The organism is Vibrio sp. 2304 (assembly GCF_033339475.1).
Lineage (GTDB): Bacteria > Pseudomonadota > Gammaproteobacteria > Enterobacterales > Vibrionaceae > Vibrio > Vibrio alginolyticus.
In genome coordinates this window covers 1-26,151 of sequence record NZ_JAWOUQ010000013.1, presented here as the reverse complement: position 1 = coordinate 26,151, position 26,151 = coordinate 1, and the positions used below count along the sequence as shown (strand labels likewise).

The following is a 26,151-nucleotide window of genomic DNA, read 5'->3' as shown; positions in this document are numbered from 1 at the left end:
TTCCCAGTCAGTCAAAGCGCATTGTTAAGAAGAAAAAAATTCACGACGAAAATCCGCGACTTCTTGTTGGTAATAGCTTTGCCATTCCGGTTCTGACAAATTTGAATGGCTAGAAGCTCTTTGCGTTCTTAGCTTGGACTCAAGTTGTTGTAATGCTTGTTGATAATCTTTGACTTGTTTTTTTTGCTCTGTAATTTGCTGCTGACGAGCATGAATGTTTTTACTTTCTTCTTTCGTTAAGTAAGTTCGTTCTAGCTCTGCGATCATCGCCAAGCGATCTGGTAGGCTTATACTATTAGGAATCAGGGTGACCGCACGCTCATATTTTTCCTGGTCGCTTGTTAGCCTGATAGCACCTGCATGTTCTTGCCAGTCAATGGTGAGTTGCTCGAAAGCTCGCAAAAAGTTATCTGGGCTTTGAGTGTCCAGCTTTTGGGCTTCTAAGTTGAAATCGTACAGCGCGAACTCATCCGCGAAAACAACATCAGCCAATTCTCCCCAGATGCTTCTTGCTTCGTTCTTCAGCTGTGCAATACGCGATGCCAGTGATTGTTGCTCATCAAATAACAAATTTCCTACACTCTCTTGCCATTGGCTGCTGAGCTGAGGGTAGTTCGCCAAAAGCTGGAATCGAGCTAAAGATAAATGCGCCTCAAACAAGGCGATCTGCTCTTCACAACTACGGTTCAACATACACTCATGCCAAAACGTCTCAAGTTCAGCGACAAGTTTCCTGCCTTTGAGTTGAGTTAATCGCTCAGTCGTTATTTGAACTGTGGAAGGGAGCTTAGCTGTTTGTGGTGAAGTATCCGTATCGGGCACGATGCTGCTTGTTTGTGGTGATGTACTGGAGACACTCTGATTTTTTGTCTTAGGGGAAGGAGAGGAAGCGAGCTCTTCTTTTTGAACATCGTGATTGAAAGTTAAAAATATCATGCCCGCCATAATGGCGGACATGATTATCAAAGCGATTTTCTTCATGGCTTGATTGTTGCGCTTACTGGGAAATGGTCAGAAAGGTTGTAGTGTTTCCATAAACTCTCTGCGGTTGTGCGCGGCACGTCTACACGGTTGTCATTGAATGATTTCACCCCGTATTCACTACTCACCATAACATAGTCAAGGTATTCCACGTTTTCGCCACCTGATAACGCTTCACCTGCGAAGTTATTGATACGGGGATCAAAGGTTGACTCCGTGTAACCAGAGTACTGAGGCTCTATGGCGCTTAAGTTAGCGATCATTTGTTGGTAGTCACCAGGGAACTTTCTTTTGTTGACGTTAAAGTCGCCGCTGTATACCACAGTTTCGCTTGAAGGAATGTTAAGAGATTGGGCGAGTGCGCGGATTTGTTTGAACTGGCGCTGACGATACTCACGAGCGGTGTCTGTATCGAAAGATGCGGTATGGGTAGCAAACACATGGTAAGCCTGACCACCTTTAATTATTTCCGCATAATTTACGCCTTTATCGGCAAAGCAGTCTGTACCAGAGCAATCGGGAAAGACATATTGCGCTTCATTCACGATAGGGTAGCGACTAACTATGATTACGCCACCATCATGAATATTAACGCCTTCTTTATCTAACATCTTTGTTTGGTAAGGATATTCCTTGGCTAACTCACGTAAGAATGCTTCACGACCGCTGGCAAACACCTCTTGCAGCGCCAAAACATCGTAACCTTTTACATGTTGAGGAATCAGTTCGTAACGATCTCCAATGTGCGATGCAATAGCCGTCAACGCCCAGATGTTATAAGTCATCAACTTAAGGTTTTGTTCTTCGTTGTCGACAGACTCCGCTACCTTGCTTGGCGTGATGGTGTAGTAAAGATCATCATATCGAGCGGTACTGTCTGACTTAAATGCCAGTTCGGTTTCTCTCGTACCAAAAGCGTTAGTGTTGGCACGATGAATGTTACGATCATCTTTGAGAGATAACTCGACATCGGCTGCGGATAAGCCGTATTCAATGGTCGAATTGTACCAATGGCCTTCCATTATTTGATTGAGTGTTATGCTTTCACCTTCGGGGCTAGAAACCACAGTTTCAAAACGGTAAGTTTGATTTGATTTCACGCCCTCCCAGCGGTTGAAGCTTAATACAGATTTAGTTTCCCACGGACCAAGTACCTGCACATGTTGTTGCCAATCTTCTCCGTATTGAAGCAAATCACTACCTTCATGTTTTACTTGAATAGTTAACGGTTGATCAGAGTTATTCGTTAGGTAAACGTCGGTATCTGCAATGCTGGGTAACGCTATCAAGCTACTTAATAAAAGGCTCCACAGCGAAAATTTCATCTTATTTTTCCATCATTTGAACTAGAGTAATCATTCTTGTTTATAAATGTTACTTGCACGTTAAATATGGATGACATCTAAGCCAGTGCTGAAAATTGTTATCAGAATGTGATCTTTATTCAATGGTGAGGGTGGAGGTATTGAGTGTGTTGCCGTTGAAGCGGTGGAAAATAATACCAACAGTCAACGAATTGCATTCACTGCAATCAAGCTGTCATCTTTGCTCTATAAGTTGTGCGGCGTCATTCATCTAGCCATATGGCTAGAACTCAAATTGATAGATGGAGCACCATGGCTAGAGCAGTAAATCCAACCGATGAAACCATCATTAAATTGTTACAAGAGCAAGGTCTGATTAGAAGTGAAGCAGAAGCGCGTTTAAAGAAAGAGGTGTACCGCTTGCAGCCTAATGAGATAGCAAAAGTAAAAAATTATGCCCAGCATTTTGGGATAAACGCGAAAGAAAAGCTCATCGATGAGATCTTGGATCTGCGCCGAGAAGCGCTCATGAAAAGATGTAGACACAATAAGGAGCATACGAGCCTATCTCTAAAATAGCATGTGATAAAACCATCAATTACTGGTCAAGATTTGATCTCTCAAGCCGATGTATATAAGAGCGTTCAATGATATCGAGCGCAAAAAACAGTGTGTTTTAGAGGTTAAGCTTTCACTTAAGTGAGAGGTTTGGAAAGGCTGCGGGGAGAAAGTGCATGCGTATTAAAGACTTAAGTGTCGTAAAGAAAATATCGGTTAGTTATTTAACCGTTTTTGCCGTGTTTGGTTTAGTGTCAGTAATGTTGGTGCAAGGTTTGTTAACACTGAATAAAGACATCTCAGTGTTAACAGATAAAAGTTTACCTTCTGTTGCGATTTTGAAAGGTATCCAAGTTGATATTACTAAAGTGCGTAAAGATGAGTTCTCTTTATTGCCAAACGCAAATCACCCCAAAATTGGTGAGTGGTTAAAAGGCCTCGACCAATGGCGTTCTGCTGTGCAGGCTGGTATTGCAGAATACGAAAAGCTCGACCTTAATAAGCGTGAAACGCAATCCTTTAGTGTTTTTAAAGAAACTTGGAATCAATACATCAAAGAAACGAAGACTTACAACGTATTGCTAAGCCAAGGCGATGCTGAAAGTGCAAATGATGTAATTTTATCAAGTTTCGATACCTACTCAAAAGCGTTGAGCAGCTTGGATGATACCCTCGCGTTGAACGATGAGTTGGTGAATTTGATTGGCGAAGAAGTACAAAGTGAAGCGGCATTTACACAATACAGCGCTGCTGTTGGTGCGCTTGTCGTCGCATTGGTCATGGTAATGTCTGCCATGCTGCTTTCTCGAGTCATCTGCGGGCCTGTTGATCGAGCATTGGAATTCGCTTCCAAAATCGCCAAGGGTCAATTGAATAATCAAATCGACGAAAGCGAATTGAGCAAAGACGAGTTAGGAACGCTGCTCAAAGAGCTTGTCGGTATGCAAACAAACTTACATTCGTTGGTTTCTGAGATTAATGACTCAACGATTCAGCTAACGGCAGCAGTAGAGGAAGTGAGTGCTATTTCTTCTCAGACCGCCTCTGGTATGCAAAATCAACAAATTGAACTTAGCTCGGTGGCTTCTGCGATGACAGAGATGCAAGCTGCTGTAAGTGAAGTGGCACAAAATACCGAAGTTGGCGCAACCTCTGCTTATTCGGCTGCGGAAGTGGCAAAGCAAGGAACGGCGACGTTACAACAAACTATCGCAGTAATTGAGCGTGTATCACAGACGATCCAAGAATCAGATGAACTGGCACGTGAGCTTGAATCGAGCTCAAACAATATCAATGTGGTCGTCGATGTGATCCGCGGGATTGCCGAGCAAACAAACTTGTTAGCACTGAACGCCGCAATTGAAGCCGCTCGGGCTGGTGAACAAGGACGTGGGTTTGCTGTTGTGGCAGATGAGGTTCGTTCTCTGGCGCAACGCACTCAAGACTCCACTTCACAAATTGTGGAAATTGTTAATCAGCTACAAGAGAGCAGCAGTAAAATAGGGCATTCAAGCCGTGATTGTCAGGAGGGTATTTCTCAGTGTGTTGAGCAAGTTAATGATGCTGATAGCCAGATAAAAGAAATTGAACATTCTGTCGATAACATAGCGCAAATGAGCACACAAATCGCAACGGCGTGCAGTGAGCAGAATTCTGTATCCGAAGAGCTGAATCGCAGTGTGGAGCATATTAATAGTGCTTCAACAGAGATGGCTGAGGGAGCTTCACAAACGGCTGTGGCTTGTCAGCAGATTAGTAGCCTAGCGCACAACTTGAAAACTCGAATGGGTTCATTCCAGCTCTAGTTGTTGTGTTTCAGCTTTATTCCTAACCTCATTGCCACAAAAAATAAGCCGGACGAAATGTCCGGCTTATTTATTCTCTGTCTATATAAGTTCAGAGTATGCTCAACCTTGGGAGAATATGCTCGCTAGGCTGGAATACCACTGTGAAACTTAAAATCTGTATCTGGCGTAGAAATTAAATCTGCCTCGATACGTCCAAAGTAGGCGATGCGCTCGCTGATATCTTTGCCTGCGATTTGCTCCGCTAATACAAGATAATCCTGGTAATGGCGTGCTTCTGAACGTAATAAAGAAATGTAGAACTTTGCGATATCGTCATCCATATGTGGTGCTAGTTTGGCAAAACGCTCACAAGATCGGGCTTCGATGTACGCACCAATGATGAGTTTATCGATCAGCGTTTCCGGCTCATGAGTCTTCATATGCGAAATCAGTCCTTTAGCATAGCGACTTGCTGGAATATTTTTATACTCAATTCCACGACTTTCCATGATCTCTAAAACTTGATAAAAGTGGTGTAACTCCTCTTTTATCAAAAGCACCATCTTATCGATCAAATCTTGGCTGTATGGTGAGTCGGACTTAGCCATGATTGCCTTAGAAATATTGCTCTTGCCTTTTAAAGTTTCCAATGAGCCTACGTTACGGTAAGCAAAATCTTCGTAGGGCTTAAACCAGTCAAGTAGAGCATGTGAACTGGATTGATCAACGGCATACTTACGAATTAAAAACATGGCAGATTGGCCAGCTTTTAGCTCGCACAGTAGGTGGTCTAACAAAATGGTTTGAAGGTTCTCTGGTTTCTTTGCTTCCTCTACCCATTCATCAGGTGTACTGCATTGCAGAAATTGGTTAATGGGAGCAAGAAGATCTTGATAGGCGTCTAGATTCATCATTTTAGTTTTAGTACTTCACATTTTTATTGGGCATATCCGTTGTCTTGCGGATAGAAAAAAGGCTGCAATTGCAGCCTTTCTTGACCTGAAGTGAATGTTACCACTTTTTCTTCTCGCCGAAGAGTGCTTCCATGTCATTGTCTCGCTCTTTGTCTGCAATCTGCTGCATTTCAGCATCGCTTTTATCTTGGCGCTTTTTATCTAAGTCACCCAACATCTCTTCAAGCTTTTGTTTCGCTTGAATAGAATAAGGATCGCTCTTAGTGCTCAAAGCATCGATACCTTTACGCAGCAGTTGAAGCGCGGTGCCTGGTTGGCCACGAGCGATAGAGTCGTTTGCTCTTTTGATGACATTTTCAATGTTGATGCGAATTTGCATCGTTTCCAAGCGCGCATTTTCTGTGACGTAAGTCTGGGTATCCAATCGGCCTTTGTTGTGCTCGTTACGGATAGTGTCGCGAAGTCGTTTGACCAGCTTAAGCATGACGATAGCTTGTTTATCACTACTCGGCATCTTGAAAGTGGTACTCTCGCCAGTAGGGCCATTCTCTTTTAGCTGCGTAATCTGCTGCTTCATATTTTCGATACGTTGAGCAAGTTGCTTGTTCTTCGGGTCCAGCTCATGCATGCTCTCTAGCGCGTCAAGAATACGATTGTTTAGACACAGCAACAGCTCTTTACTAAAAGGGATATGGTGCGCATGACCAATCAACTCTTCAGTACCATCTATCAAGGCTACATATCGCGCTGATTCCTGCCTTTTTGCGGTTTCAACTTTAACCTTATATTGCAACATAATGTTATAGCCTAGGATTAACACCAGTAGGATGGCTACCAAAGCGATTATTAAACCAATATTCATATCTTTGCGTCTGCTTTACTTTTCTGCGGCTAGCGTTAAAGAATACATGAATCTTATCTTACTCGGCACCTTATTTGTTTGATTATTTTGTCTCTCCCACGTTTTAGTTACTGATAGAAGTCACATCATAGAACTTCGGTCATTTATTGGCTCAACTTTGTGCATATTGTTTCTTGCTTGAAGATTATTAGTATGTGATTGAGGTATAAGTTAGAAATTGCTGTTCATTTCGATTTGAACGCGTTATAACTAATTATTATATCGCTCGCTTGAGTGGCCAATAAACTCTCTCATGAATAAGTAAGGGATTACGATGAAACTGCAGCAGCTGAAGTATATTGTTGAGGTTGTAAACCATAATCTGAATGTATCTGCAACGGCGGAAAGCTTATATACCTCTCAGCCAGGTATCAGTAAACAGGTTCGGTTGCTGGAAGACGAGTTAGGCATTCAGATTTTTGAACGTAGCGGTAAGCACTTAACGCAAGTGACGCCAGCTGGAGAAGAAATTGTACGTATCTCTCAAGAAATTCTCGCTCGTGTAGAAAGTATCAAAGCGGTGGCTGGAGAGCACACCCATCCAGAAATGGGGACGCTGAATATCACCACGACACATACGCAGGCTCGTTATGCACTGCCAGATGTCATCAAAGGTTTTACTTCTCGTTATCCAAAAGTGTCGTTACACATGCACCAAGGTACACCATCACAAATGTCTGAGGCGATAGCTAAAGGCACAGCGAATTTTGCGATTGCGACAGAAGCGCTTCACTTATATCAAGATGCCATCATGCTGCCTTGTTATCACTGGAATCGTTCAATAGTTGTGCCTAAAGACCACCCACTAGCGAAGAAAGACAAAGTAACGATCAGTGATCTTGCCGCTTACCCATTAGTCACTTACGTGTTCGGTTTTACTGGCCGTTCAGAGCTGGATACAGCATTCAACCGCGAAGGTTTAACCCCGCGAGTGGTGTTCACGGCAACTGATGCAGACGTCATTAAAACTTACGTTCGTATGGGTATTGGTGTGGGTGTGATTGCAAGCATGGCTGTGGATGAAGAGCAGGACGGTGACTTGGTTGCAATAGATGCGAGCCATTTGTTTGGCGCGAGCACCACGAGCATCGGCTTCCGCCGTGGTACATTCTTACGCTCTTACATGTTCGATTTTATGGAGCGTTTTGCACCGCACTTAACGCGTCCAGTGGTTGAGCAGGCGATTTCGTTGAAGTCTAATGCAGAAATCGAAGAGATGTTTAAAGACATCGAGCTTCCGGTGAGATAACACTTCATTGATGTTTCGATTCCCTCTACAATGCGCTCGTTGTAGGGGGAGCTATGAAAACGCAATTTCAGTTTATTAATGACTGCTTAATCGAAAACCAATCTTTGTGGCGATTCGAGCCTTTTAAAAGCAGCATTCACACATCATTACCTTGGCAGGAGCAACATCCTCGACTGTGCCAATGGCTAGCGTCTCTTACTCCCTCTCAAATCGAAGAATACAAAGCAGCACCAGAACTCGCGTTAAAAGCACTTAGTCCGTTTTTGCCTGAGCTTGAACAACTCGCAGAACTGACTCATTTAGAGCTTTTGTCGTTAAACGGCTTGGAACTCGCTCGTGGTTTAGATAACGGTATTCCGGGACGTAAGTTGGAGCAAATTAGCTCGATGGGTGAAGCTGCAATTCAACAACACTGTGGCGAAGAGTGGCTAGAATGGTGCTCAGGTAAAGGTTACTTGGGGCGAATCCTGACAACGCAAACCGATCAGCCTGTAACCAGCTTTGAATACCAACAAGCACTGTGCGATTCGGGGCAACAAGCAGCCAATGAACATCATTGGAAGATGACGTTTATTCAAGGCGACGCGTTTGATAGCAAAGCGAAAGCCGTGTTTAAGCCAACGCAACACGCAGTAGCACTGCATGCATGCGGTGACCTTCACGTTCGTCTAATGCAGTACGGCAGTGAAAATGGGATTGCTGCGATGACCATATCACCTTGTTGTTACCACTTGATTCAGTCGGAACAATACCAGCCGATGTCGGAATCGGGCAGGGCTTCTTCTCTCTCATTGTCTAAGCAAGAACTGCGTATCCCATTACAACAAACGGTGACGGGAGGAGAGCGCGTGCGTCGTCATCGTCAGCAGGAAATGATGTTTCGTCTTGGGTTTGATTTGATCACGCGACAAGCTTTGGGAATGGCAGAGTATCAGCCTGTGCCGAGTATCCGTAAGTCGCAATTAAGTGATGGTTTTGAAGCCTTATGTCGCTGGGCAGCGGAGCAAAAAGGCATTGTTCTTCCTCAAGAAATCGATTTCTCTCATTTTGAAAAGTTAAGCGAACAACGCTTCTGGCAAATGGAGAGAATGAGCTTAGTGCAACTTGTTTTTCAACGTCCGTTGGAGATCTGGCTCGCATTAGACAAAGTGCTTTATCTTGAAGAACGTGGTTACCGTGTTAGATTGTCAGAGTTTTGCCCTAAATCGGTCACGCCTAGAAATATTTTAATTTGTGCATATAAGATTTAGTTATTCTTTATAGCCAAACGCTCTATATGAAAAAGCCCACTTATGAGTGGGCTTTTGTAAACAAAACGTGACAAGTTATGTTTTATTTTGTCATTAATTAAACATAGCGATAGCTTGAGTTGGTTCAACGTATTCCAAGTCAAAGCTTTCTGCTACTTCTTTACACGTTACTTTTCCGTGAATAACGTTTAGACCTTCAAGGAAGCCTTTATCTTCTAGAAGTGCTTCGCGGTAGCCTTTATTTGCTAACTTCACGATGTATGGAAGTGTAGCGTTGTTGAGTGCAAATGTTGAAGTGCGAGCAACTGCGCCAGGCATATTTGCTACACAGTAGTGAACCACTTCATCAACGATGTAAGTTGGATCTGCGTGAGTTGTCGCGTGCGAAGTTTCGAAACAACCGCCTTGGTCAATTGCCACGTCAACCACTGCCGCACCAGGCTTCATCTTAGCAATGTGCTCTTTAGTGACCAGTTTAGGTGCTGCTGCGCCAGGAATTAGAACGGCACCGATAACAAGGTCCGCTTCTAGAACATGCTTCTCGATAGCGTCTTCAGTAGAATAAACCACTTTTGCGCGACCTTGGAATTCTTCGTCAAGCTTACGAAGTGTGTCTACGTTACGGTCTAGAATAGTGACGTCAGCGCGAAGGCCAACCGCCATACGAGCAGCGTTTGCACCAACAACGCCACCACCAACGATAACGACTTTTGCAGGTTCAACACCAGGTACGCCGCCTAGGAGTAGACCACGACCGCCGTGCGATTTTTCCAACGTTTGCGCGCCAGCTTGGATAGACATCCGACCTGCCACTTCTGACATTGGTGCTAACAGTGGCAAACGACCCATATTATCTGTTACAGTCTCATAGGCTATACAGACAGCTTTGCTCTTGATTAGCTCATCAGTTTGTGGAAAATCTGGTGCTAGGTGTAAATAAGTAAATAAAATTTGCCCTTCGCGGAGCATTGCTCTCTCTACTGCTTGGGGTTCTTTTACTTTTACAATCATGTCTGCTTGCGCAAATACGTCAGCAGCATGAGGGAGAATGGATGCGCCGACAGCGATGTAATCATCGTCTGAAAAACCAATGCCGGCACCTGCATTGGTCTCAACTAAAACTTGGTGACCATGTGAGATGAGTTCTCTCACGCTAGCTGGGATCATACCAACACGATATTCGTGATTCTTGATTTCCTTAGGTACGCCAATGATCATCCTGTATCCTCTTTCTATAATGGTTGTATTAACTGTTAGTAGGGTGTTATTGTCGAATTAATAACTAGTATAGTTATAGATTTGTAAAATTTGGCACCAAATATTAAAAAGTTGTAGTATATTTTTTTGCAAGGAAGTAATAAGGTGGAATAAAAAATGGCAGACAACTATAAAAAGCCGTCCAAGGAACTAGACCGTATCGACCGCAACATTCTTAATGAGCTGCAGAAAGACGGTCGTATTTCAAACGTTGAGCTTTCAAAACGTGTGGGACTTTCTCCAACGCCATGTTTGGAGCGTGTACGTCGCTTAGAGCGTCAGGGTTATATCACAGGGTATACTGCATTATTGAATCCGCAGTTCCTGGATGCATCACTATTAGTATTCGTTGAGATTACGCTAAACCGTGGTGCGCCGGATGTGTTTGAGCAGTTTAACTCAGCTGTTCAAAAGCTAGACGACATACAAGAGTGTCATCTTGTTTCAGGTGACTTTGACTATCTTCTTAAAACCCGTGTATCAGATATGGGTGCTTACCGCCGACTATTGGGCGATACGTTACTACGTCTACCTGGCGTAAATGACACTCGCACATACGTTGTTATGGAAGAAGTGAAACAATCTAACCAGCTTGTGATCAAAACTCGTTAATTTCTTGCAAAGAAAGCGGTATATGCTTCCGCTTTCGCCAGAGAGTAATTGGGTTTTTCTCCTTGATATGGTTAAATCAATTTACCGAGCGGCTTGATGCCGCTCGGAATGTTTTGCAATTTCCTATTTCATTTCCATATTCAAGTTGATTTATGTTCAAAGAGAACGCAAAGAAAGTCGAAACCATTATCAAAACCAGTGAAGAGCCCCAGTCTTCACGCTTAAATGGCTTCCAACGCTTAAAAGAGTGCTGCTTTATCGTTGGCGTTCTTAGCTCGGTATTGCTTGCGGTTGCACTATTTACCTTCAGTCCGGCCGATCCTTCTTGGTCCCAAACCGCATGGGGAGGGGATATCGATAATGCTGGTGGCCTTTTCGGCGCTTGGCTAGCCGATACTCTATTCTTCACATTTGGCTCTCTCGCTTACCCAATCCCTTTCTTGCTAGCGGCGGCTGCATGGGTGATTTGCCGTAAACGAGGAGAAGATGAGCCAATTGATTTCATGCTATGGGGTACAAGGCTGCTCGGTCTGGTCGTCCTTATTATGACCAGTTGCGGTCTTGCCGATATTAATTTTGATGACATTTGGTATTTTTCATCCGGAGGTGTGGTCGGGGATGTGTTGTCTAGCCTCGCTTTACCTACATTGAATGTACTCGGTACCACATTGGTATTGCTGTTCTTGTGGGGAGCGGGCTTTACGCTCTTCACTGGCATCTCATGGCTTAACATCGTGGAATGGCTTGGTGATCGTGCATTAGCACTAATTGCCGCGCTTGCAAATAAGGCAAGAGGTTCAGAGCAGGAAGTTTTAGAACCTCAGCTTGATGAGTTTGTAGAAGATAAAGTCTCTACGCCTAAACATAATGTAGACCATGAAATTGATGATGAGCCGCTTCCTCATTTAACGGCGTACGATGTCGATGAACCGAAAGAATCGGCGCCAACGCATGAGTATCCTATTTATATGCCGCAAGCTAAACCTGATAAGCCTGCGGAACAGGCGATGGTAGAACCGACGCCACCACAACGCAAGGCTACGGTTAATGCTGCGCCAGTTTATGCTGAACCTGAGCCTCAAACACAACCTATCCATACGGTTAACACGGATAACGTTGATCCGCTCTTGGAACGCACCAAGCAACTGAATGTTACGATAGAAGAGCTTGAAGCAGCGGCGCAACAAGCAGATGACTGGGGAACTGAAGAACAGGCAGCCCCATCATTTGCAGACACTTACTCTTCCTATGTAGAGCCACATACAGCTACAGAAGAACCGATCAGTGTTGAACCAGATTATGCGGAGTACGAACAATTTGAAGCAGAGCAAGTACAGCAGCCAAGTATTGAGCATCCTGTACATGAAGAGCCTGCAATTGATTCTGCTGTATTAGATAGCATCACGGCGCAAACAGAGTCGAGCCAACATATTGAGCCTACGATCTCTGACTTTGATGTGTTAGATGATGAAGACGAAGTGGAGTCTCAGCCTGCGCAGCAAGTACAGCCAACAACGCCTCATCAGCAAGTTGCAACACCTTCAACAACATTTGAACCTGCACCTCAAAAAGTGGAGGTAGAAGAGGTCCAAGACAACGACCAAGACGTTACCGCATTCCAAGATATGGTTTCCAATGCGCAAGCCAAAGTCGCTGCAACACAGAACCCATTTTTGGTACAGAAAGAAGAAAACTTGCCAGTTCCGGAAGAGCCACTCCCAACGCTCGAGTTGCTTTATCATCCAGAAAAACGTGAAAACTTTATCGACCGTGATGCGTTAGAGCAGGTCGCTCGATTGGTAGAGAGCAAACTCGCTGACTACAAAATCAAAGCCGATGTGGTTGGTATTTATCCTGGTCCAGTGATCACTCGTTTTGAGCTTGATTTGGCGCCGGGGGTGAAAGTAAGTCGTATTTCTGGTCTTTCAACTGACTTAGCGCGTGCATTGTCTGCGATGGCGGTACGTGTCGTGGAAGTAATCCCTGGCAAGCCTTACATCGGTTTGGAACTGCCAAACATGAGTCGTCAGACGGTCTATTTATCTGATGTCATCAGTAGCCCTCAGTTTGAGCAAGCAACGTCACCAACAACGGTTGTGTTAGGTCAAGACATTGCGGGTGAAGCTGTGGTGGCCGATCTTGCGAAGATGCCTCACGTGCTAGTAGCAGGTACAACAGGTTCTGGTAAGTCGGTGGGTGTGAACGTGATGATTTTGAGCATGCTGTATAAAGCTGGTCCAGAAGATGTACGCTTCATCATGATTGACCCGAAAATGCTAGAGCTTTCTATTTATGAAGGTATCCCTCATCTTCTTTCTGAAGTTGTGACTGATATGAAAGACGCATCAAACGCTCTACGTTGGTGTGTGGGCGAGATGGAACGTCGTTACAAATTGATGTCGGCATTAGGTGTACGTAATGTGAAGGGCTTCAACGAAAAATTGAAGATGGCAGCAGAAGCGGGCCACCCAATCCATGACCCGTTCTGGCAAGAAGGCGACAGCATGGATACTGAACCGCCATTGCTAGAAAAGCTGCCTTACATTGTCGTTGTTGTTGACGAATTTGCTGACCTGATGATGGTGGTAGGTAAGAAAGTTGAAGAACTGATTGCTCGCTTGGCGCAAAAAGCGCGTGCGGCAGGTATTCACTTAATTCTTGCGACTCAGCGTCCATCGGTTGATGTTATTACCGGTCTAATTAAAGCGAACATTCCAACTCGTGTTGCGTTTACGGTATCGACTAAAACGGACTCTCGTACAATCCTAGATCAAGGCGGCGCAGAATCACTACTTGGTATGGGTGATATGTTGTATCTACCGCCGGGATCAAGTCATACAACTCGTGTTCACGGTGCATTTGCATCAGATGATGATGTTCATGCTGTTGTAAACAACTGGAAAGCGCGTGGTAAACCGAACTACATTGAAGAGATCATCAGTGGAGATCAAACTCCAGAAAGTCTATTGCCAGGTGAGCAAATGGAAGCGGATGAAGATGTAGACCCGCTCTTCGATCAAGTTGTTGAGCACGTGGTTCAATCACGTCGAGGTTCGGTTTCCGGTGTTCAGCGCCGATTTAAGATAGGTTACAACCGTGCCGCCCGTATTGTAGAGCAGCTTGAAGCGCAGGGCATCGTAAGTGCTCCGGGTCATAACGGTAACCGTGAAGTACTGGCACCTGCGCCACCAAAAGATTAATGAACTTGTGTTACTCACCTCAGTCCAACTGAGGTGAGTGGTTCTAATAATAGGTATCTGAATGAAAAAACTATTTTCAGCGAAACTTTTCTCTGCGCTTGTTTTAAGCTTTTCCCTCTTCTCTACTGCACACGCAGCATCTCCTAAAGATGAATTAAACAAACGCCTTTCTATGAATGATGGCTTTAGTGCGGATTTCTCTCAGCAGGTTATCAGCCCTGAAGGCGAAACGGTGATGGAAGGAGAAGGTACGGTTGAAATCGCCCGCCCAAGCCTGTTCCGTTGGAGTACAACATCCCCCGATGAGAACCTACTGGTCTCTGACGGTAAGACATTGTGGTACTACAGTCCATTCATCGAGCAAGTGAGTATCTACTGGCAAGAGCAAGCAACAGAGCAAACGCCATTTGTTTTGCTAACGCGTAACCGAGCAAGTGATTGGAATAACTACAAAATATCTCAAAAAGGTGACCATTTCACTCTCATTCCTACCGCAGTAGACTCCACACAAGGTCAATTTCAGATTAATATTGATGCCAAAGGTGTGGTGAAAGGCTTCAATGTGGTTGAGCAAGACGGCCAAAAAGGTTTGTTCACCTTTAACAACGTGAAGCTGGGTAAACCAAAAGCAGACAGATTCACATTCACAATTCCAAAAGGTGTGGAAGTGGATGACCAAAGGAATTAATTGGTAGTGAGTAATTACACATTAGATTTCTCGGGGGACGAAGATTTTCGTCCCCTTGCTGCTCGTATGAGACCGGAAACAATCGAGCAATACATTGGACAGCAGCACATTTTAGGCCTTGGTAAGCCACTGCGCCGTGCGCTAGAGGCGGGTCACATTCACTCTATGATCCTTTGGGGACCACCAGGCACAGGCAAAACGACATTAGCGGAAGTGGCTGCAAACTATGCCAATGCTGAAGTAGAGCGCGTGTCTGCGGTAACGTCTGGTGTGAAAGAAATCCGTGCTGCAATCGAGAAAGCACGTGAGAACAAAATGGCGGGCCGCCGCACCATCTTATTTGTGGATGAGGTGCATCGCTTCAACAAATCTCAACAAGACGCTTTTTTGCCGCATATCGAAGATGGCACGGTTACCTTTATTGGTGCGACGACAGAAAACCCATCGTTTGAGTTAAACAACGCATTGCTGTCACGTGCACGTGTCTACAAGCTAACGTCTCTCGATAAAGATGAAATCTCACTGGCGCTGAATCAAGCGATCAGTGACAAAGAGCGTGGCTTGGGCAATACTCCCGCACATTTCGCTGATAACGTATTAGACCGCCTAGCAGAACTGGTCAACGGTGATGCACGCATGTCTCTCAATTATCTTGAGCTGCTCTACGACATGGCAGAAGACAATGCGCAAGGTGAAAAAGAGATCACGCTTAAGTTGCTGGCTGAAGTGGCAGGGGAGAAAGTCTCTCGCTTCGATAACAAAGGTGATATCTGGTATGACTTAATCTCTGCTGTCCACAAATCCATTCGTGGCTCTAACCCAGATGCGGCGCTTTACTGGGCTGCACGTATGATTGCTGCGGGTTGTGATCCTCTTTATATTGCCCGTCGATTGCTTGCGATAGCATCGGAAGATGTCGGCAATGCGGACCCTAGAGCCATGCAAGTGGCACTCTCCGCGTGGGACTGTTTTACACGCGTTGGTCCAGCAGAAGGTGAACGTGCGATTGCTCAAGCTATTGTTTATCTCGCGTGCGCTCCAAAGAGTAATGCCGTTTACGTTGCTTGGAAACAAGCGCTAGCGGACGCTCATAACTTACCTGAATATGAAGTGCCGCATCACCTTCGAAATGCGCCAACCAGTTTGATGAAAGACATGGGTTATGGGGCTGAGTATCGTTATGTTCACGATGAGCCTGGTGCTTACGCAGCAGGTGAGCAATATTTGCCGCCTGAAATGGGCGATCGTAGGTACTATCAGCCTACAAATCGTGGTCTAGAGACCAAAATCGGCGAAAAGTTAGATTACTTGGCTACTTTAGACGCAAATAGCCCACAAAAGCGCTATGAAAAGTAGGCGTTTTTGGATACATTTGTGCAGTAAATTTTTTTAACGCGTACGCTTGGAAAGTGCGCGTGATTTCACAACAAAAAGCATAGGATTAACAATGCTGGATTCTAAATTACTTCGTACAGAGCTGGATGAAACAGCTGCTAAACTGGCGCGTCGTGGCTTTAAGCTAGACGTAGATACTATTCGTAAACTTGAAGAACAACGTAAGTCCATTCAAGTAGAAGTAGAAAATTTACAATCCACGCGTAACTCCATCTCCAAGCAAATCGGCCAAAAAATGGCGGCTGGCGACAAAGAAGGCGCAGAAGAGATCAAGAAACAAATCGGTACGCTAGGTAGCGATCTTGATGCGAAGAAAGTTGAACTTGAGCAAGTAATGGCTCAACTAGACGAATTCACGCTTTCTGTACCAAACATCCCAGCAGACGAAGTGCCAGATGGCAAAGATGAAAACGACAACGTTGAAATCTCTCGTTGGGGTGAGCCAAAGTCTTACGACTTCGAACTGAAAGATCACGTTGACCTAGGCGAAATGGGCGACGGTCTAGACTTCGCAAGTGCAGTTAAGATCACTGGCGCACGTTTCATCGTGATGAAAGGCCAATTCGCTCGTCTACACCGTGCAATCGCTCAGTTTATGCTAGATCTTCACACTGAAGAGCACGGCTACACAGAAATGTACGTACCTTACCTAGTAAACTCTGACAGCCTATTCGGTACTGGTCAGCTTCCTAAGTTCGGTAAAGACCTTTTCCACACAGAGCCTCTAGCGGAAAAAGTAAACGACGAAGAGCCACGTAAACTGTCTCTAATCCCTACTGCTGAAGTACCTGTAACGAACCTAGTTCGTGACACGATTTCTGACGAAGCGGATCTACCAATTAAGATGACAGCTCACACGCCATGTTTCCGTTCAGAAGCGGGTTCTTACGGTCGTGACACTCGTGGTCTGATTCGTATGCACCAGTTCGACAAAGTTGAGCTAGTACAAATCACTAAGCCAGAAGATTCAATGAACGCACTAGAAGAGCTAACAGGTCACGCTGAGAAAGTCCTACAACTTCTTGAGCTTCCTTACCGTAAAGTGGTTCTATGTACAGGTGACATGGGCTTCGGCGCTCGTAAGACTTACGACCTAGAAGTTTGGGTTCCTGCTCAAGAAACTTACCGTGAAATCTCTTCATGTTCTAACATGTGGGACTTCCAAGCTCGTCGTATGCAAGCGCGTTTCCGTCGTAAAGGCGAGAAGAAACCTGAGCTTGTACACACGCTAAACGGTTCTGGTCTTGCTGTAGGTCGTACAATGGTTGCTATCCTAGAAAACAACCAAGAAGCAGACGGCCGCATTGCAATCCCTGCAGTACTTCAGAAGTACATGGCGGGCGCAACGCACATCGGTTAATTCGTTAACCACTAGAACACCAAAACCCAGCCTTAGTGCTGGGTTTTTTGTTATCTGCGTCGAGTGAAAATACGTTGTTATGTAATTAGCACACGCATTAGTGACGAGCTCGCCCAGAATCTGGCAGTACGAGATAAATGATATTTTTCTAAGCGGTATTTCACGTGACAAGCTAATTGCTTCATCTGCCCTTGTTGTTAAACGTTATGCCAGTAAATCATCTTTCATTTCTCGTAACTTTTGCGCTTACCTTACTCGTTAGTGAGAGTGTTATCGCAAGTAAACTTATCCAGCCTCAATACTTAGATAGTGAGCGAACCGACCGCTTTTTTGCGCGCGAATTAGCGCAACCTTCCAAAGAAAATATGGAGCTGCGTAATTCACTAGACTGGGGGTACGGGCTTGAGTTGGCAAGTGCGTCTGGTGAGACGGAATCGGTGTCTAATTGCAAAGACTTAGCGATTGCAAACTCTGCGGGCTTTACTGCGGCTAAAGCTTATGAATACGGCGCGTATAAGGCGTATTTAACTCAGTGCCAAACATGGAGTGAGATGGCAAAGTTAACCGCCTCTAAGCGCTCATATATATCGAAATTTAAGTTAGATGATAGCTTTCCTAGTTTGACTCCAAGTGCGCTTGCTTTTGTTATTTCTAACGAAAGTGCTGAGAAAGCAAAGACACTATCAACGTGGGATGAAGCAGACCATATCCAAAGAACTCATGTCTCCAGTGAAGTGAGAGCAGAGTACTTTGACGCGACCGATGGCTTTCAAGTCATTACGATTGTAGCAAAAGGTGATTACAACGCTGACGGCATCGAGGATATCGTCATTGAGAAAGAGAATAGTGTACTCAGTGGCTCATATTCATCTTCACACGGATATGTATTAACCCGTATGTCTGAACAAGCGCTATTTAAAGTGTTGGCTGAATGGTAATGAAACGATTTGTGGCCACTTGGGGCTTAAGTGTTGCCATGATGAGCACGGTTGCCGTTGCTAGCACCTCGCCCAGAAAAGTCTTTGAATGTTCAGTAAACAAAACTATGAATTTTAGTATTTCGATAGAGCAAGGCAAAGGTGGGCTTATCTTTAATAAGTTCATTGTGAATCAAAGCCCAGTTTTACTGCGCATTAAACCTCAAGATTATCGTATCAAACATTACCATCGAGCGTTGGTAGATGAGAAGTCACTGGAATTTAGTATTGGTGAGCGGGTCATATTAGTCAGTGAGTACTTTAGCGAGGAGTTTGGTGAGGTAGAGAAGATACTCAGTGTTACTTTGAGAGAGCCTGAACAAATCCAGTACTTTGAATGTGAGGAAGGGAGTATGAGTAACCTTGCATTGCTTTTCCATGAGAGTGTTGAATAATCGATTGCAGAGTAATTATTACCAAAGCGTAATAGTGTTTTCGAATTTACCCTAATTATCTTGTTATTTGTAATCGATATAATCGTCCACCTTACCACGGTAAGTAGATTTTCTCATTCAAGTAACGAGGAGGGCTTATGGCCGTAGGGTGGGCAAACGACGATAGTGTCAGCCAACAAATTCAAAACACAATAGACGACGAGATTTCTCGTGTTCGTGGCAGTATCACAAAGGGTGAGAGCGCCCATTACTGCGATGAGTGTGGTGATGAGATTCCGGAAGCTCGTCGTCTTGCTATGAAAGGCGTTCGTCTGTGTATCGAATGTCAGTCAACAATCGAATTGGTATCTCAACGCCAAGCATTGTTCAATCGACGAGCGAGTAAAGACAGTCAACTCCGATAACTTTACTGTTCTAATAAATAATGAGACGGTTTGAGTCTCATACTCAAACCGTTTTCGTATTGAATTGGACTATGAAGCGAAGCAGTCTTTACGTTGCAACGCCGCATCAATCGCGTTAACTAGCTTCTCAATATCTTCCGGCTTGCTGATGAACGGCGGCATCATATAAATCAGTTTGCCAAATGGACGAATCCAAACTCCGTGTTCAACAAACAAGGCTTGGATGGTTTCCATATTCACAGGGCGATGCGTCTCCACTACGCCAATGGCACCTAGCCAACGGGTGTTCTTCACCAACTCGTATTCTTCAAGTTTTGGTAGTAACTCAGAAAACAGCGTTTCAATTTGTTGGGTTTGTTGCTGCCAATTACCTTGCTCAATCAATTCCAAACTTGCGGTGGCAACAGCACAGGCGAGTGGATTCCCCATAAAGGTTGGACCGTGCATAAAACAGCCTGCATCACCACCACAAACGGTGTCTGCTACGTGTTTGCTCGCCAGGGTCGCAGAGAGGGTCATGTAGCCGCCAGTGAGTGCTTTCCCGACACACAGAATGTCTGGTTGAATGTCTGCATGTTCGCAGGCAAACAACTTACCGGTACGACCAAATCCGGTAGCGATCTCATCTGCAATCAATAACAAGCCGTATTTGTCGCAAAGCCTACGCACGCCTTTGAGAAATTCTGGATGGTAGATGCGCATGCCGCCTGCGCCTTGAACAATAGGTTCTAGGATCACCGCAGCAAGTTCTTCATGGTGCGTTTCAATCTTGTGCTCGAAGTCGGTAAGGTCCTCTGGCTTCCATTCATCCCAATAACCACAAGTTGGTGACTCCGCAAAGATATGCTCAGGCAAAAAGCCTTTGTAAAGAGAGTGCATTGAGTTATCAGGATCGGTAACCGACATAGCCGCAAAGGTGTCGCCGTGATAACCGTGTCGCAAAGTAAGAAACTTCGGTCGGCGTTCGCCTTTTGCATGCCAATATTGCAGTGCCATTTTTAAGCTGACTTCTACGGCAACGGAGCCTGAATCGGCAAGGAATACATGTTCAAGGTTATTTGGTGCAAGGGACAATAGCTTCTTACACAAACTGATTGCTGGCTGGTGGGTAATCCCGCCAAACATCACGTGAGAGACCTGATCGATTTGCTGGTGAGCGGCTTGATTTAAATGCGGATGGTTGTAGCCGTGGATCGTCGACCACCAAGAAGACATGCCATCGACCAGCTCAGTACCGTCTTCCAATTTAATATGAACACCATTTGCCGATGCCACTGGGTAGCAGGTCAGAGGTGTCAATGTCGAAGTGTAAGGATGCCAGATATGCTGGCGGTCGAAGGCGAGATCCATGTGCGATTCCAATAATAATTGAGGTTAAAAAATAGACAGATGTAAACTTTGTTCTTTTGCGTTGTGTTGACAGTTTATCGAGACTCAGTAGACTGTCAACACAACAACAAAAGTGACTAAAGGAATACACGTGGAAGTTCGTCATAACTGGACGCATGCTGAAGTGCGCGATCTCATGGAAAAACCATTCATGGATCTCCTATTCGAAGCGCAGCTTGTACATCGTCAATATCAACAAACCAACCATGTTCAAGTAAGCACGCTTCTGTCGATTAAGACAGGTGCTTGTCCAGAAGATTGTAAGTACTGTCCTCAGAGTGCTCGTTACACCACAGACATCGAGAAAGAGCGTCTGATGGAAGTAGAACGCGTACTCGATGCTGCGCAAAAAGCCAAAAATGCTGGTTCTACTCGATTCTGTATGGGCGCAGCATGGAAAAATCCAAAAGAGCGTGACATGCCGCATTTGACCGACATGATCAAAGGCGTGAAGGACATGGGTTTAGAAACGTGTATGACATTAGGTATGTTGACACCAGATCAAGCAAAGCAATTGGCAACCGCAGGTCTGGATTACTACAACCACAACCTAGATACCTCACCTGAGTTCTACGGCAACATTATTACCACACGTACTTACCAAGACCGTTTAGATACTTTATCTCACGTACGTGATGCTGGCATGAAGATCTGTTCCGGTGGCATCATCGGCATGGGTGAAAGTGCTAACGACCGAGCAGGTTTGTTGGTTGAATTGGCTAACTTGCCGGTACACCCTGAAAGCGTTCCAATCAACATGCTCGTGAAGGTAAAGGGGACACCATTGGAAGAAGTGGATGATGTTGAGCCTTTCGATTTCATTCGCCTGATTGCGATTGCACGAATCATGATGCCTCAATCAGCCGTTCGTTTATCCGCCGGCCGTGAAAACATGAACGAACAAATGCAAGCGCTGTGTTTTATGGCGGGTGCAAACTCCGTTTTCTATGGCTGCAAACTTCTGACCACGCCAAACCCTTCTGAAGACAAAGACATGATGCTGTTCAACAAGCTCGGTATTAACAGCCAAGAGGTGTCTCAAAAACCTGATGAAATCGAAGAAAACGAGTTACTCGATCGCGTCGTAGAGCGCGTTGCTGCTCGTCCAACAAAAGACGACCTTTTCTACGATGCCAGCGTTTAAATCTCGTATCGAGTCCGCCCTTGCTGAGCGTAAAACGCAAGGGTTGAATCGTTCTATGAATGTGGTGTTTGCCGGTAACCAGTCCGTTTTGGAACACGAAGGCAGACGCTACATTAATTTCTCAAGTAATGATTATTTGGGCTTGGCCAATGACCAAGCGCTTGTTCGGGCTTGGCAGCAAGGTTTAAGCGTATACGGCAGTGGCAGTGGGGCATCATCAATGGTGACTGGCTTTAGTGCAGCACACAGCAATTTAGAAGCCGCACTAACTGAATGGTTGAGCTACGACAGAGCAATTCTGTTTGGTTCTGGATTCAGTGCTAATCAAGCCTTGTTGTTCACCTTGTTAGAAAAAACAGACGTATTGATCCAAGATCGTTTGAATCATGCTTCACTGATGGAAGCGGGGATGTTGTCACCAGCTAAGATGAAGCGTTTCAAGCACAATGACATCGATCACCTGAAGTCGCTGATTAATAGCGAAGGCAACCATCTAGTTGTGACTGAAGGGGTATTCAGCATGGACGGTGACTGTGCACCACTAGCTGATATCGCTGCTGTCGTTGATAGCCACAATGCATGGTTTGCTGTCGATGACGCTCATGGAATTGGTGTTCTCGGTCAATCCGGTGGTGGTTCTTGCGAGTTGGCAACGGTTAAGCCTGAGTTATTGGTCATTACCTTCGGTAAAGCGTTTGGTATGTCTGGCGCGGCTATTTTATGTGACCACGCAACGGGGGACTTTTTAACTCAGTTTGCTCGTCACCATGTGTATTCCACGGCGATACCGCCAGCACAAGCGTATGCGTTGACTCATGCAGTCTCGATGGTTCAAGAGCAGTCTTGGCGACGTGAAAAGCTCTCTGAGCTTAGTGAAGTGTATCGAGATAGCCTTAGCGACCTTGAGGGGTTTGTTGAGACTCAAACTTCGATTAAGCCCTTTTTGATTGGTGAATCTGAATTGGCTTTGCGAGTAGCAGGTGCTTGTCGCCAAAACGGTATTTGGGTGACTGCTATTCGCCCTCCGACGGTGCCTAAAGGAACGTCTCGTCTTCGAATCACACTCACTGCCAATCACACCAACGAACAAGTTAAAACGCTTTCAATGGCATTGAAGCAAGCATTAGGAGCGCTGTAATGGATAATGCAACTACCGCATTAGCGCAAACGCTCGCGTTAGAGAGTTTCCATCAAGATAAAGACGCGATTGCCTCTTCGTTTGGTAAAGCAGCAGAAACATACGATAAACATGCGGCTTTTCAACGTGATGTCGGGCATCAGCTGCTTGATAAACTTCCTGAAAACTTGACGGGAAAACGTGTATTGGATTTAGGTTGTGGCACGGGTTATTTCTCCCAACTACTTCAACAACGCGGTGCGGAAGTAGTCTGCGGCGATATCTCTCAAGCCATGTTAGATAAAGCAGAGCAGCGTTGTGGTGCAGTACGAATGCATTACCAAGTTGCTGATGCTGAAAACTTACCATTTGATGATGATAGCTTCGATTACGTGTTTTCAAGTTTAGCGCTGCAATGGTGTACAGATTTAAGTTACCCACTAAAAGAAGTGCGCCGCGTGCTAAAAAATGGTGGGAAAGCGTGGTTCTCTACACTGGTTGATGGATCACTGTATGAGCTGCGTGCATCATGGGAAAAAATTGATGCATATCAACACGTCAATAACTTTCTAACGCTCAATCAGGTAAAAATTGCGTTAGCGCAATCTCGATGTGACAGCCATCAACTAGACTTGACCACCATCACAGTTTGGTACGACTCTGCATTTTCAGTTATGCGTGACCTCAAAGGTATAGGTGCAAATCACGTAAGCGGGCGCTCACACGGTTTAACTAGTCGCGAGACTTTGTTAAAAGTTGAGCATGCGTACCAAGCGTTTAAAAACGATCAAGGTCTTCTACCTGCAAGTTATCAGGTTTGTTTTGGAGTAATACATCTATGATTGATGCTTTTTTTATTGCTGGTACGGATACTGATGTTGGAAAGACGGTAGCGTCTAAAGCCATTTTGCAAGCGATCGCTGCAAAAGGACTAAACACTATTGGTTATAAGCCAGTGGCAGCAGGGAGTGACAAGACTGAAGCCGGATGGCGTAACTCTGATGCTTTACACTTACAAGACGCCGCAACACTCGATGTGGCCTATGATGATGTGAACCCATACGCTTTAGAGTTGCCTGCTTCTCCCCACATTGCAGCGAAGCATGAACATGTCGAAATAAGTTACGATGTTCTGAGTCAAAAACTGGCTCAACATAAGCAGCAAGCCGATGTTGTTCTCGTTGAAGGTGCTGGAGGCTGGCGTGTGCCAGTATCCGATACGGACTGTTTATCTACATGGGTAAAAGAAGAGCAGTTACCTGTTGTACTGGTGGTTGGCATTAAATTAGGCTGTTTGAGCCACGCTTTACTCACAGCGGAGAGTATTAAAGCGGATGGTTTGAATCTTGTTGGCTGGGTGGCAAACCGCGTCAACCCTGGCACAGAGCACTACGCTGACATTATCGAGATGCTAGAAGCACGTATCGATGCACCTAAGCTTGGGGAAATTCCATATATTCCAAGTGCTAAACGCAAAGAGCTAGGCAAGTACATTAATGTAGAGCCGTTGCTAAACACTGACTAATGGTGTTTAGGATAAAAGACTAAAAAACCCAAAGGGCTGCGCAATGCAGCCCTTTCTTGTTGGTGTAACCTAAAAAGTCAGATTACTTATCTTGGCTGAGCCCCATCAATGCTTGTTGTGTTTCTGCAACACGCTGAGACATATGATGATCGGTTGAAATACCAAGTTGTTGCTTTGCCTCGTCCTCTGAGATGCCTAGGTGACAACGTAGTAAATCAATAGCCATTTGATAGTCGTTAGTTTCTACCATGGTTTTTCCCTCAATACATGGAGTTTTTGAGCTCACCCAATGCACTTTTTGCAATGTACTTAGAGTGGCTCTGTTTTGTTCATCTCATTCGAATTTAGCATGTCCATGTGGCCGCACAATAAGACCAAAGTCTATAGCAGAGCTAACGTACTGTTTTTGGTCTATTAAAAAATTTCTAGCTAAGTTGCTAAGAGGTGATAGATTTAACACCAAGATCATCTATCAATAGATGATGGGTAGCTCAGAGCTTATTTTATCATTTTGATAAATGTATATGAACGGAGGTTCCAGCTCCTACCAAAGCATGTTTTGAAATCGCTTGAATCAAATATTTCAGTCCCGAAAACAAATGTTGCAATTTATTGCTTAACCTTGTTTTTATCGCGGATAGACTATATCTATAACGCACGGAACATGAAAATCAACGGAATTGGCTTTTATAGCGATTACCATTTGTTCCTTATAACAATCCGTTTTAAAAAAACGATAAGCTTCCTCGGAGAAAAGTAATGAAGCGAATTATGTTATTCCTAGCAACTAACCTAGCTGTCGTGCTAGTGCTTAGTGTTGTTCTGAATATTGTTTACGCTGTAACTGGAATGCAACCAGGCAGTCTGTCAGGTTTACTTGTAATGGCTGCTGTATTTGGTTTTGGTGGCGCATTTATTTCGTTGATGATGTCAAAGGGTATGGCGCTACGCTCGGTTGGTGGTATGGTCATTGAAAGCCCGCGCAACGAAACGGAGCATTGGTTAGTCGAAACTGTGGGTCGTCAAGCTCAACAAGTGGGTATTGGTATGCCAACGGTGGCTATTTATGATTCACCAGATATCAATGCATTTGCGACAGGTGCAAAACGAGATGACTCTCTTGTCGCAGTTTCTACTGGTCTTTTACACAATATGACTCGTGATGAGGCAGAGGCAGTACTTGCACACGAAGTGAGCCATATTGCAAATGGTGATATGGTCACGATGACGTTGATGCAAGGTGTCGTGAACACGTTTGTTATCTTCCTATCACGCTTTATTGCCAATATCGTGGCATCGAACGATGATGAAGAAGGCCAAGGTACAAATATGATGGTTTACTTTGGCGTATCCATGGTGCTTGAACTGGTATTTGGTTTCCTAGCTAGCTTCTTGACTATGTGGTACAGCCGTCATCGCGAATTCCACGCGGACGCAGGTGCTGCGCGCCTCGTTGGCAAAGAAAAAATGATTGCGGCTCTAGAGCGTTTGAAGGTGAGTCATGAATCTCAACTGGATGGCACCATGATGGCGTTTGGTATCAATGGCAAGCAGTCGCTGACTGAGCTACTAATGAGCCACCCTCCGCTAGATAAACGTATTGCAGCGTTGCGAGGCCAGCAATACTAATTGTTCCTACTTAAATAATTGTTATGACCCGTCCTGATATGGGTTGACACTTTTTAACTAAAACGCTCGATGTACTTCATCGGGCGTTTTGTATTTTAAAGCCGTATGAGGCCTC

At 44.9% G+C, this 26,151-nt stretch carries 24 protein-coding genes; 17 read left to right on the top strand and 7 right to left on the bottom strand.

Going from position 1 to position 26,151, the window contains the following annotated elements; genetic code table 11:
• Nucleotides 1-24: 24 nt before the first annotated feature.
• Together R7P64_RS20235 and R7P64_RS20230 are read right to left on the bottom strand one after the other, a co-directional pair.
• Nucleotides 25-981 (bottom strand): ATP-dependent dsDNA exonuclease, encoded by a 957-nt coding sequence (locus R7P64_RS20235; protein ID WP_318119142.1) that lies wholly within the window; start codon nucleotides 979-981, stop codon nucleotides 25-27.
• Entirely contained in the window at nucleotides 978-2,306 is a 1,329-nt protein-coding gene (locus R7P64_RS20230; RefSeq protein ID WP_318119143.1) for a sphingomyelin phosphodiesterase, read from the bottom strand. Before R7P64_RS20230 ends, R7P64_RS20235 begins: the two co-directional genes overlap by 4 nt.
• A 291-nt stretch (nucleotides 2,307-2,597) precedes the next feature.
• On the opposite strand from R7P64_RS20230, the gene R7P64_RS20225 reads away from it, so the two are divergent.
• A complete protein-coding gene (locus R7P64_RS20225) occupies nucleotides 2,598-2,864 on the top strand; it encodes a hypothetical protein (protein WP_025766895.1) in 267 nt (88 codons plus the stop codon).
• Between the two features lie 155 nt (nucleotides 2,865-3,019).
• Nucleotides 3,020-4,648 carry a methyl-accepting chemotaxis protein gene (locus R7P64_RS20220; protein ID WP_318119144.1) on the top strand — a complete coding sequence of 543 codons (1,629 nt, stop codon included), beginning with the start codon at nucleotides 3,020-3,022 and terminating at the stop codon, nucleotides 4,646-4,648.
• 125 nt (nucleotides 4,649-4,773) lie between these two features.
• On the opposite strand, the gene miaE is transcribed toward R7P64_RS20220, so the two are convergent.
• Both miaE and R7P64_RS20210 read right to left on the bottom strand, forming a co-directional pair.
• Entirely contained in the window at nucleotides 4,774-5,544 is a 771-nt protein-coding gene (miaE, locus tag R7P64_RS20215; protein WP_047100806.1) for a tRNA isopentenyl-2-thiomethyl-A-37 hydroxylase MiaE, read from the bottom strand.
• A gap of 97 nt (nucleotides 5,545-5,641) precedes the next feature.
• Nucleotides 5,642-6,406, bottom strand: coding sequence for a hypothetical protein (locus tag R7P64_RS20210; protein WP_005378247.1), 765 nt, complete (start codon nucleotides 6,404-6,406; stop codon nucleotides 5,642-5,644).
• Between the two features lie 313 nt (nucleotides 6,407-6,719).
• Between R7P64_RS20210 and cysB the strand changes: the two genes are divergently transcribed.
• Together cysB and R7P64_RS20200 are read left to right on the top strand one after the other, a co-directional pair.
• On the top strand, nucleotides 6,720-7,694 hold the full coding sequence (cysB, locus tag R7P64_RS20205; RefSeq protein WP_005388967.1) for an HTH-type transcriptional regulator CysB: 975 nt from the start codon (nucleotides 6,720-6,722) through the stop codon (nucleotides 7,692-7,694).
• 53 nt (nucleotides 7,695-7,747) lie between these two features.
• Nucleotides 7,748-8,944 (top strand): methyltransferase, encoded by a 1,197-nt coding sequence (locus tag R7P64_RS20200; RefSeq protein ID WP_158156125.1) that lies wholly within the window; start codon nucleotides 7,748-7,750, stop codon nucleotides 8,942-8,944.
• Between the two features lie 93 nt (nucleotides 8,945-9,037).
• Here the strand turns inward: R7P64_RS20200 and ald are convergent, their stop codons facing one another.
• Entirely contained in the window at nucleotides 9,038-10,162 is a 1,125-nt protein-coding gene (gene ald / locus R7P64_RS20195; protein WP_005378241.1) for an alanine dehydrogenase, read from the bottom strand.
• A 156-nt stretch (nucleotides 10,163-10,318) separates the two neighbouring features.
• Here ald and lrp point away from each other — a divergent pair, with 156 nt between their 5' ends.
• The 8 genes from lrp (at nucleotide 10,319) to R7P64_RS20155 (ending at nucleotide 19,232) form a co-directional block, all read left to right on the top strand.
• Nucleotides 10,319-10,813 carry a leucine-responsive transcriptional regulator Lrp gene (lrp, locus tag R7P64_RS20190; RefSeq protein ID WP_005378234.1) on the top strand — a complete coding sequence of 165 codons (495 nt, stop codon included), beginning with the start codon at nucleotides 10,319-10,321 and terminating at the stop codon, nucleotides 10,811-10,813.
• A 152-nt stretch (nucleotides 10,814-10,965) separates the two neighbouring features.
• Nucleotides 10,966-14,013: a DNA translocase FtsK 4TM domain-containing protein gene (locus tag R7P64_RS20185; RefSeq protein WP_086046623.1), complete on the top strand. Its 3,048-nt coding sequence runs from the start codon at nucleotides 10,966-10,968 to the stop codon at nucleotides 14,011-14,013.
• 61 nt (nucleotides 14,014-14,074) lie between these two features.
• Complete coding sequence (lolA, locus tag R7P64_RS20180) at nucleotides 14,075-14,701, top strand: outer membrane lipoprotein chaperone LolA (protein WP_318119145.1); 627 nt, start codon at nucleotides 14,075-14,077, stop codon at nucleotides 14,699-14,701.
• Nucleotides 14,702-16,057, top strand: a complete 1,356-nt coding sequence (locus R7P64_RS20175; protein WP_318123904.1) for a replication-associated recombination protein A — start codon at nucleotides 14,702-14,704, stop codon at nucleotides 16,055-16,057.
• Nucleotides 16,058-16,148: 91 nt separating this feature from the next.
• Nucleotides 16,149-17,456, top strand: coding sequence for a serine--tRNA ligase (serS, locus tag R7P64_RS20170; protein WP_318119146.1), 1,308 nt, complete (start codon nucleotides 16,149-16,151; stop codon nucleotides 17,454-17,456).
• A gap of 206 nt (nucleotides 17,457-17,662) precedes the next feature.
• Nucleotides 17,663-18,394: an ATPase gene (locus R7P64_RS20165; protein WP_318119147.1), complete on the top strand. Its 732-nt coding sequence runs from the start codon at nucleotides 17,663-17,665 to the stop codon at nucleotides 18,392-18,394.
• Nucleotides 18,388-18,828: a hypothetical protein gene (locus R7P64_RS20160; protein ID WP_318119148.1), complete on the top strand. Its 441-nt coding sequence runs from the start codon at nucleotides 18,388-18,390 to the stop codon at nucleotides 18,826-18,828. The genes R7P64_RS20165 and R7P64_RS20160 overlap by 7 nt, the downstream gene beginning before the upstream one ends.
• Before the next feature lie 137 nt (nucleotides 18,829-18,965).
• Nucleotides 18,966-19,232 (top strand): DksA/TraR family C4-type zinc finger protein, encoded by a 267-nt coding sequence (locus tag R7P64_RS20155; RefSeq protein ID WP_005437185.1) that lies wholly within the window; start codon nucleotides 18,966-18,968, stop codon nucleotides 19,230-19,232.
• A 69-nt stretch (nucleotides 19,233-19,301) separates the two neighbouring features.
• Here the strand turns inward: R7P64_RS20155 and bioA are convergent, their stop codons facing one another.
• On the bottom strand, nucleotides 19,302-20,582 hold the full coding sequence (gene bioA, locus R7P64_RS20150) for an adenosylmethionine--8-amino-7-oxononanoate transaminase (RefSeq protein WP_005388097.1): 1,281 nt from the start codon (nucleotides 20,580-20,582) through the stop codon (nucleotides 19,302-19,304).
• 130 nt (nucleotides 20,583-20,712) lie between these two features.
• Here bioA and bioB point away from each other — a divergent pair, with 130 nt between their 5' ends.
• From bioB to bioD, 4 genes are read left to right on the top strand one after another with little or no spacing between them, the layout of a single operon-like run.
• The gene (gene bioB / locus R7P64_RS20145; RefSeq protein WP_086369529.1) at nucleotides 20,713-21,765 is read left to right on the top strand and encodes a biotin synthase BioB; all 1,053 of its coding nucleotides are present in this window, start codon (nucleotides 20,713-20,715) and stop codon (nucleotides 21,763-21,765) included.
• A complete protein-coding gene (gene bioF / locus R7P64_RS20140) occupies nucleotides 21,752-22,903 on the top strand; it encodes an 8-amino-7-oxononanoate synthase (RefSeq protein WP_318123901.1) in 1,152 nt (383 codons plus the stop codon). The genes bioB and bioF overlap by 14 nt, the downstream gene beginning before the upstream one ends.
• Nucleotides 22,903-23,724 (top strand): malonyl-ACP O-methyltransferase BioC, encoded by an 822-nt coding sequence (gene bioC / locus R7P64_RS20135; RefSeq protein WP_005388087.1) that lies wholly within the window; start codon nucleotides 22,903-22,905, stop codon nucleotides 23,722-23,724. Before bioF ends, bioC begins: the two co-directional genes overlap by 1 nt.
• Nucleotides 23,721-24,407, top strand: a complete 687-nt coding sequence (gene bioD, locus R7P64_RS20130; protein ID WP_005378217.1) for a dethiobiotin synthase — start codon at nucleotides 23,721-23,723, stop codon at nucleotides 24,405-24,407. Before bioC ends, bioD begins: the two co-directional genes overlap by 4 nt.
• Before the next feature lie 82 nt (nucleotides 24,408-24,489).
• On the opposite strand, the gene R7P64_RS20125 is transcribed toward bioD, so the two are convergent.
• Nucleotides 24,490-24,657 carry a hypothetical protein gene (locus R7P64_RS20125; protein WP_005378215.1) on the bottom strand — a complete coding sequence of 56 codons (168 nt, stop codon included), beginning with the start codon at nucleotides 24,655-24,657 and terminating at the stop codon, nucleotides 24,490-24,492.
• Nucleotides 24,658-25,166: 509 nt separating this feature from the next.
• Here R7P64_RS20125 and htpX point away from each other — a divergent pair.
• On the top strand, nucleotides 25,167-26,036 hold the full coding sequence (gene htpX, locus R7P64_RS20120; RefSeq protein ID WP_005388085.1) for a protease HtpX: 870 nt from the start codon (nucleotides 25,167-25,169) through the stop codon (nucleotides 26,034-26,036).
• Nucleotides 26,037-26,151 lie beyond the last annotated feature (115 nt).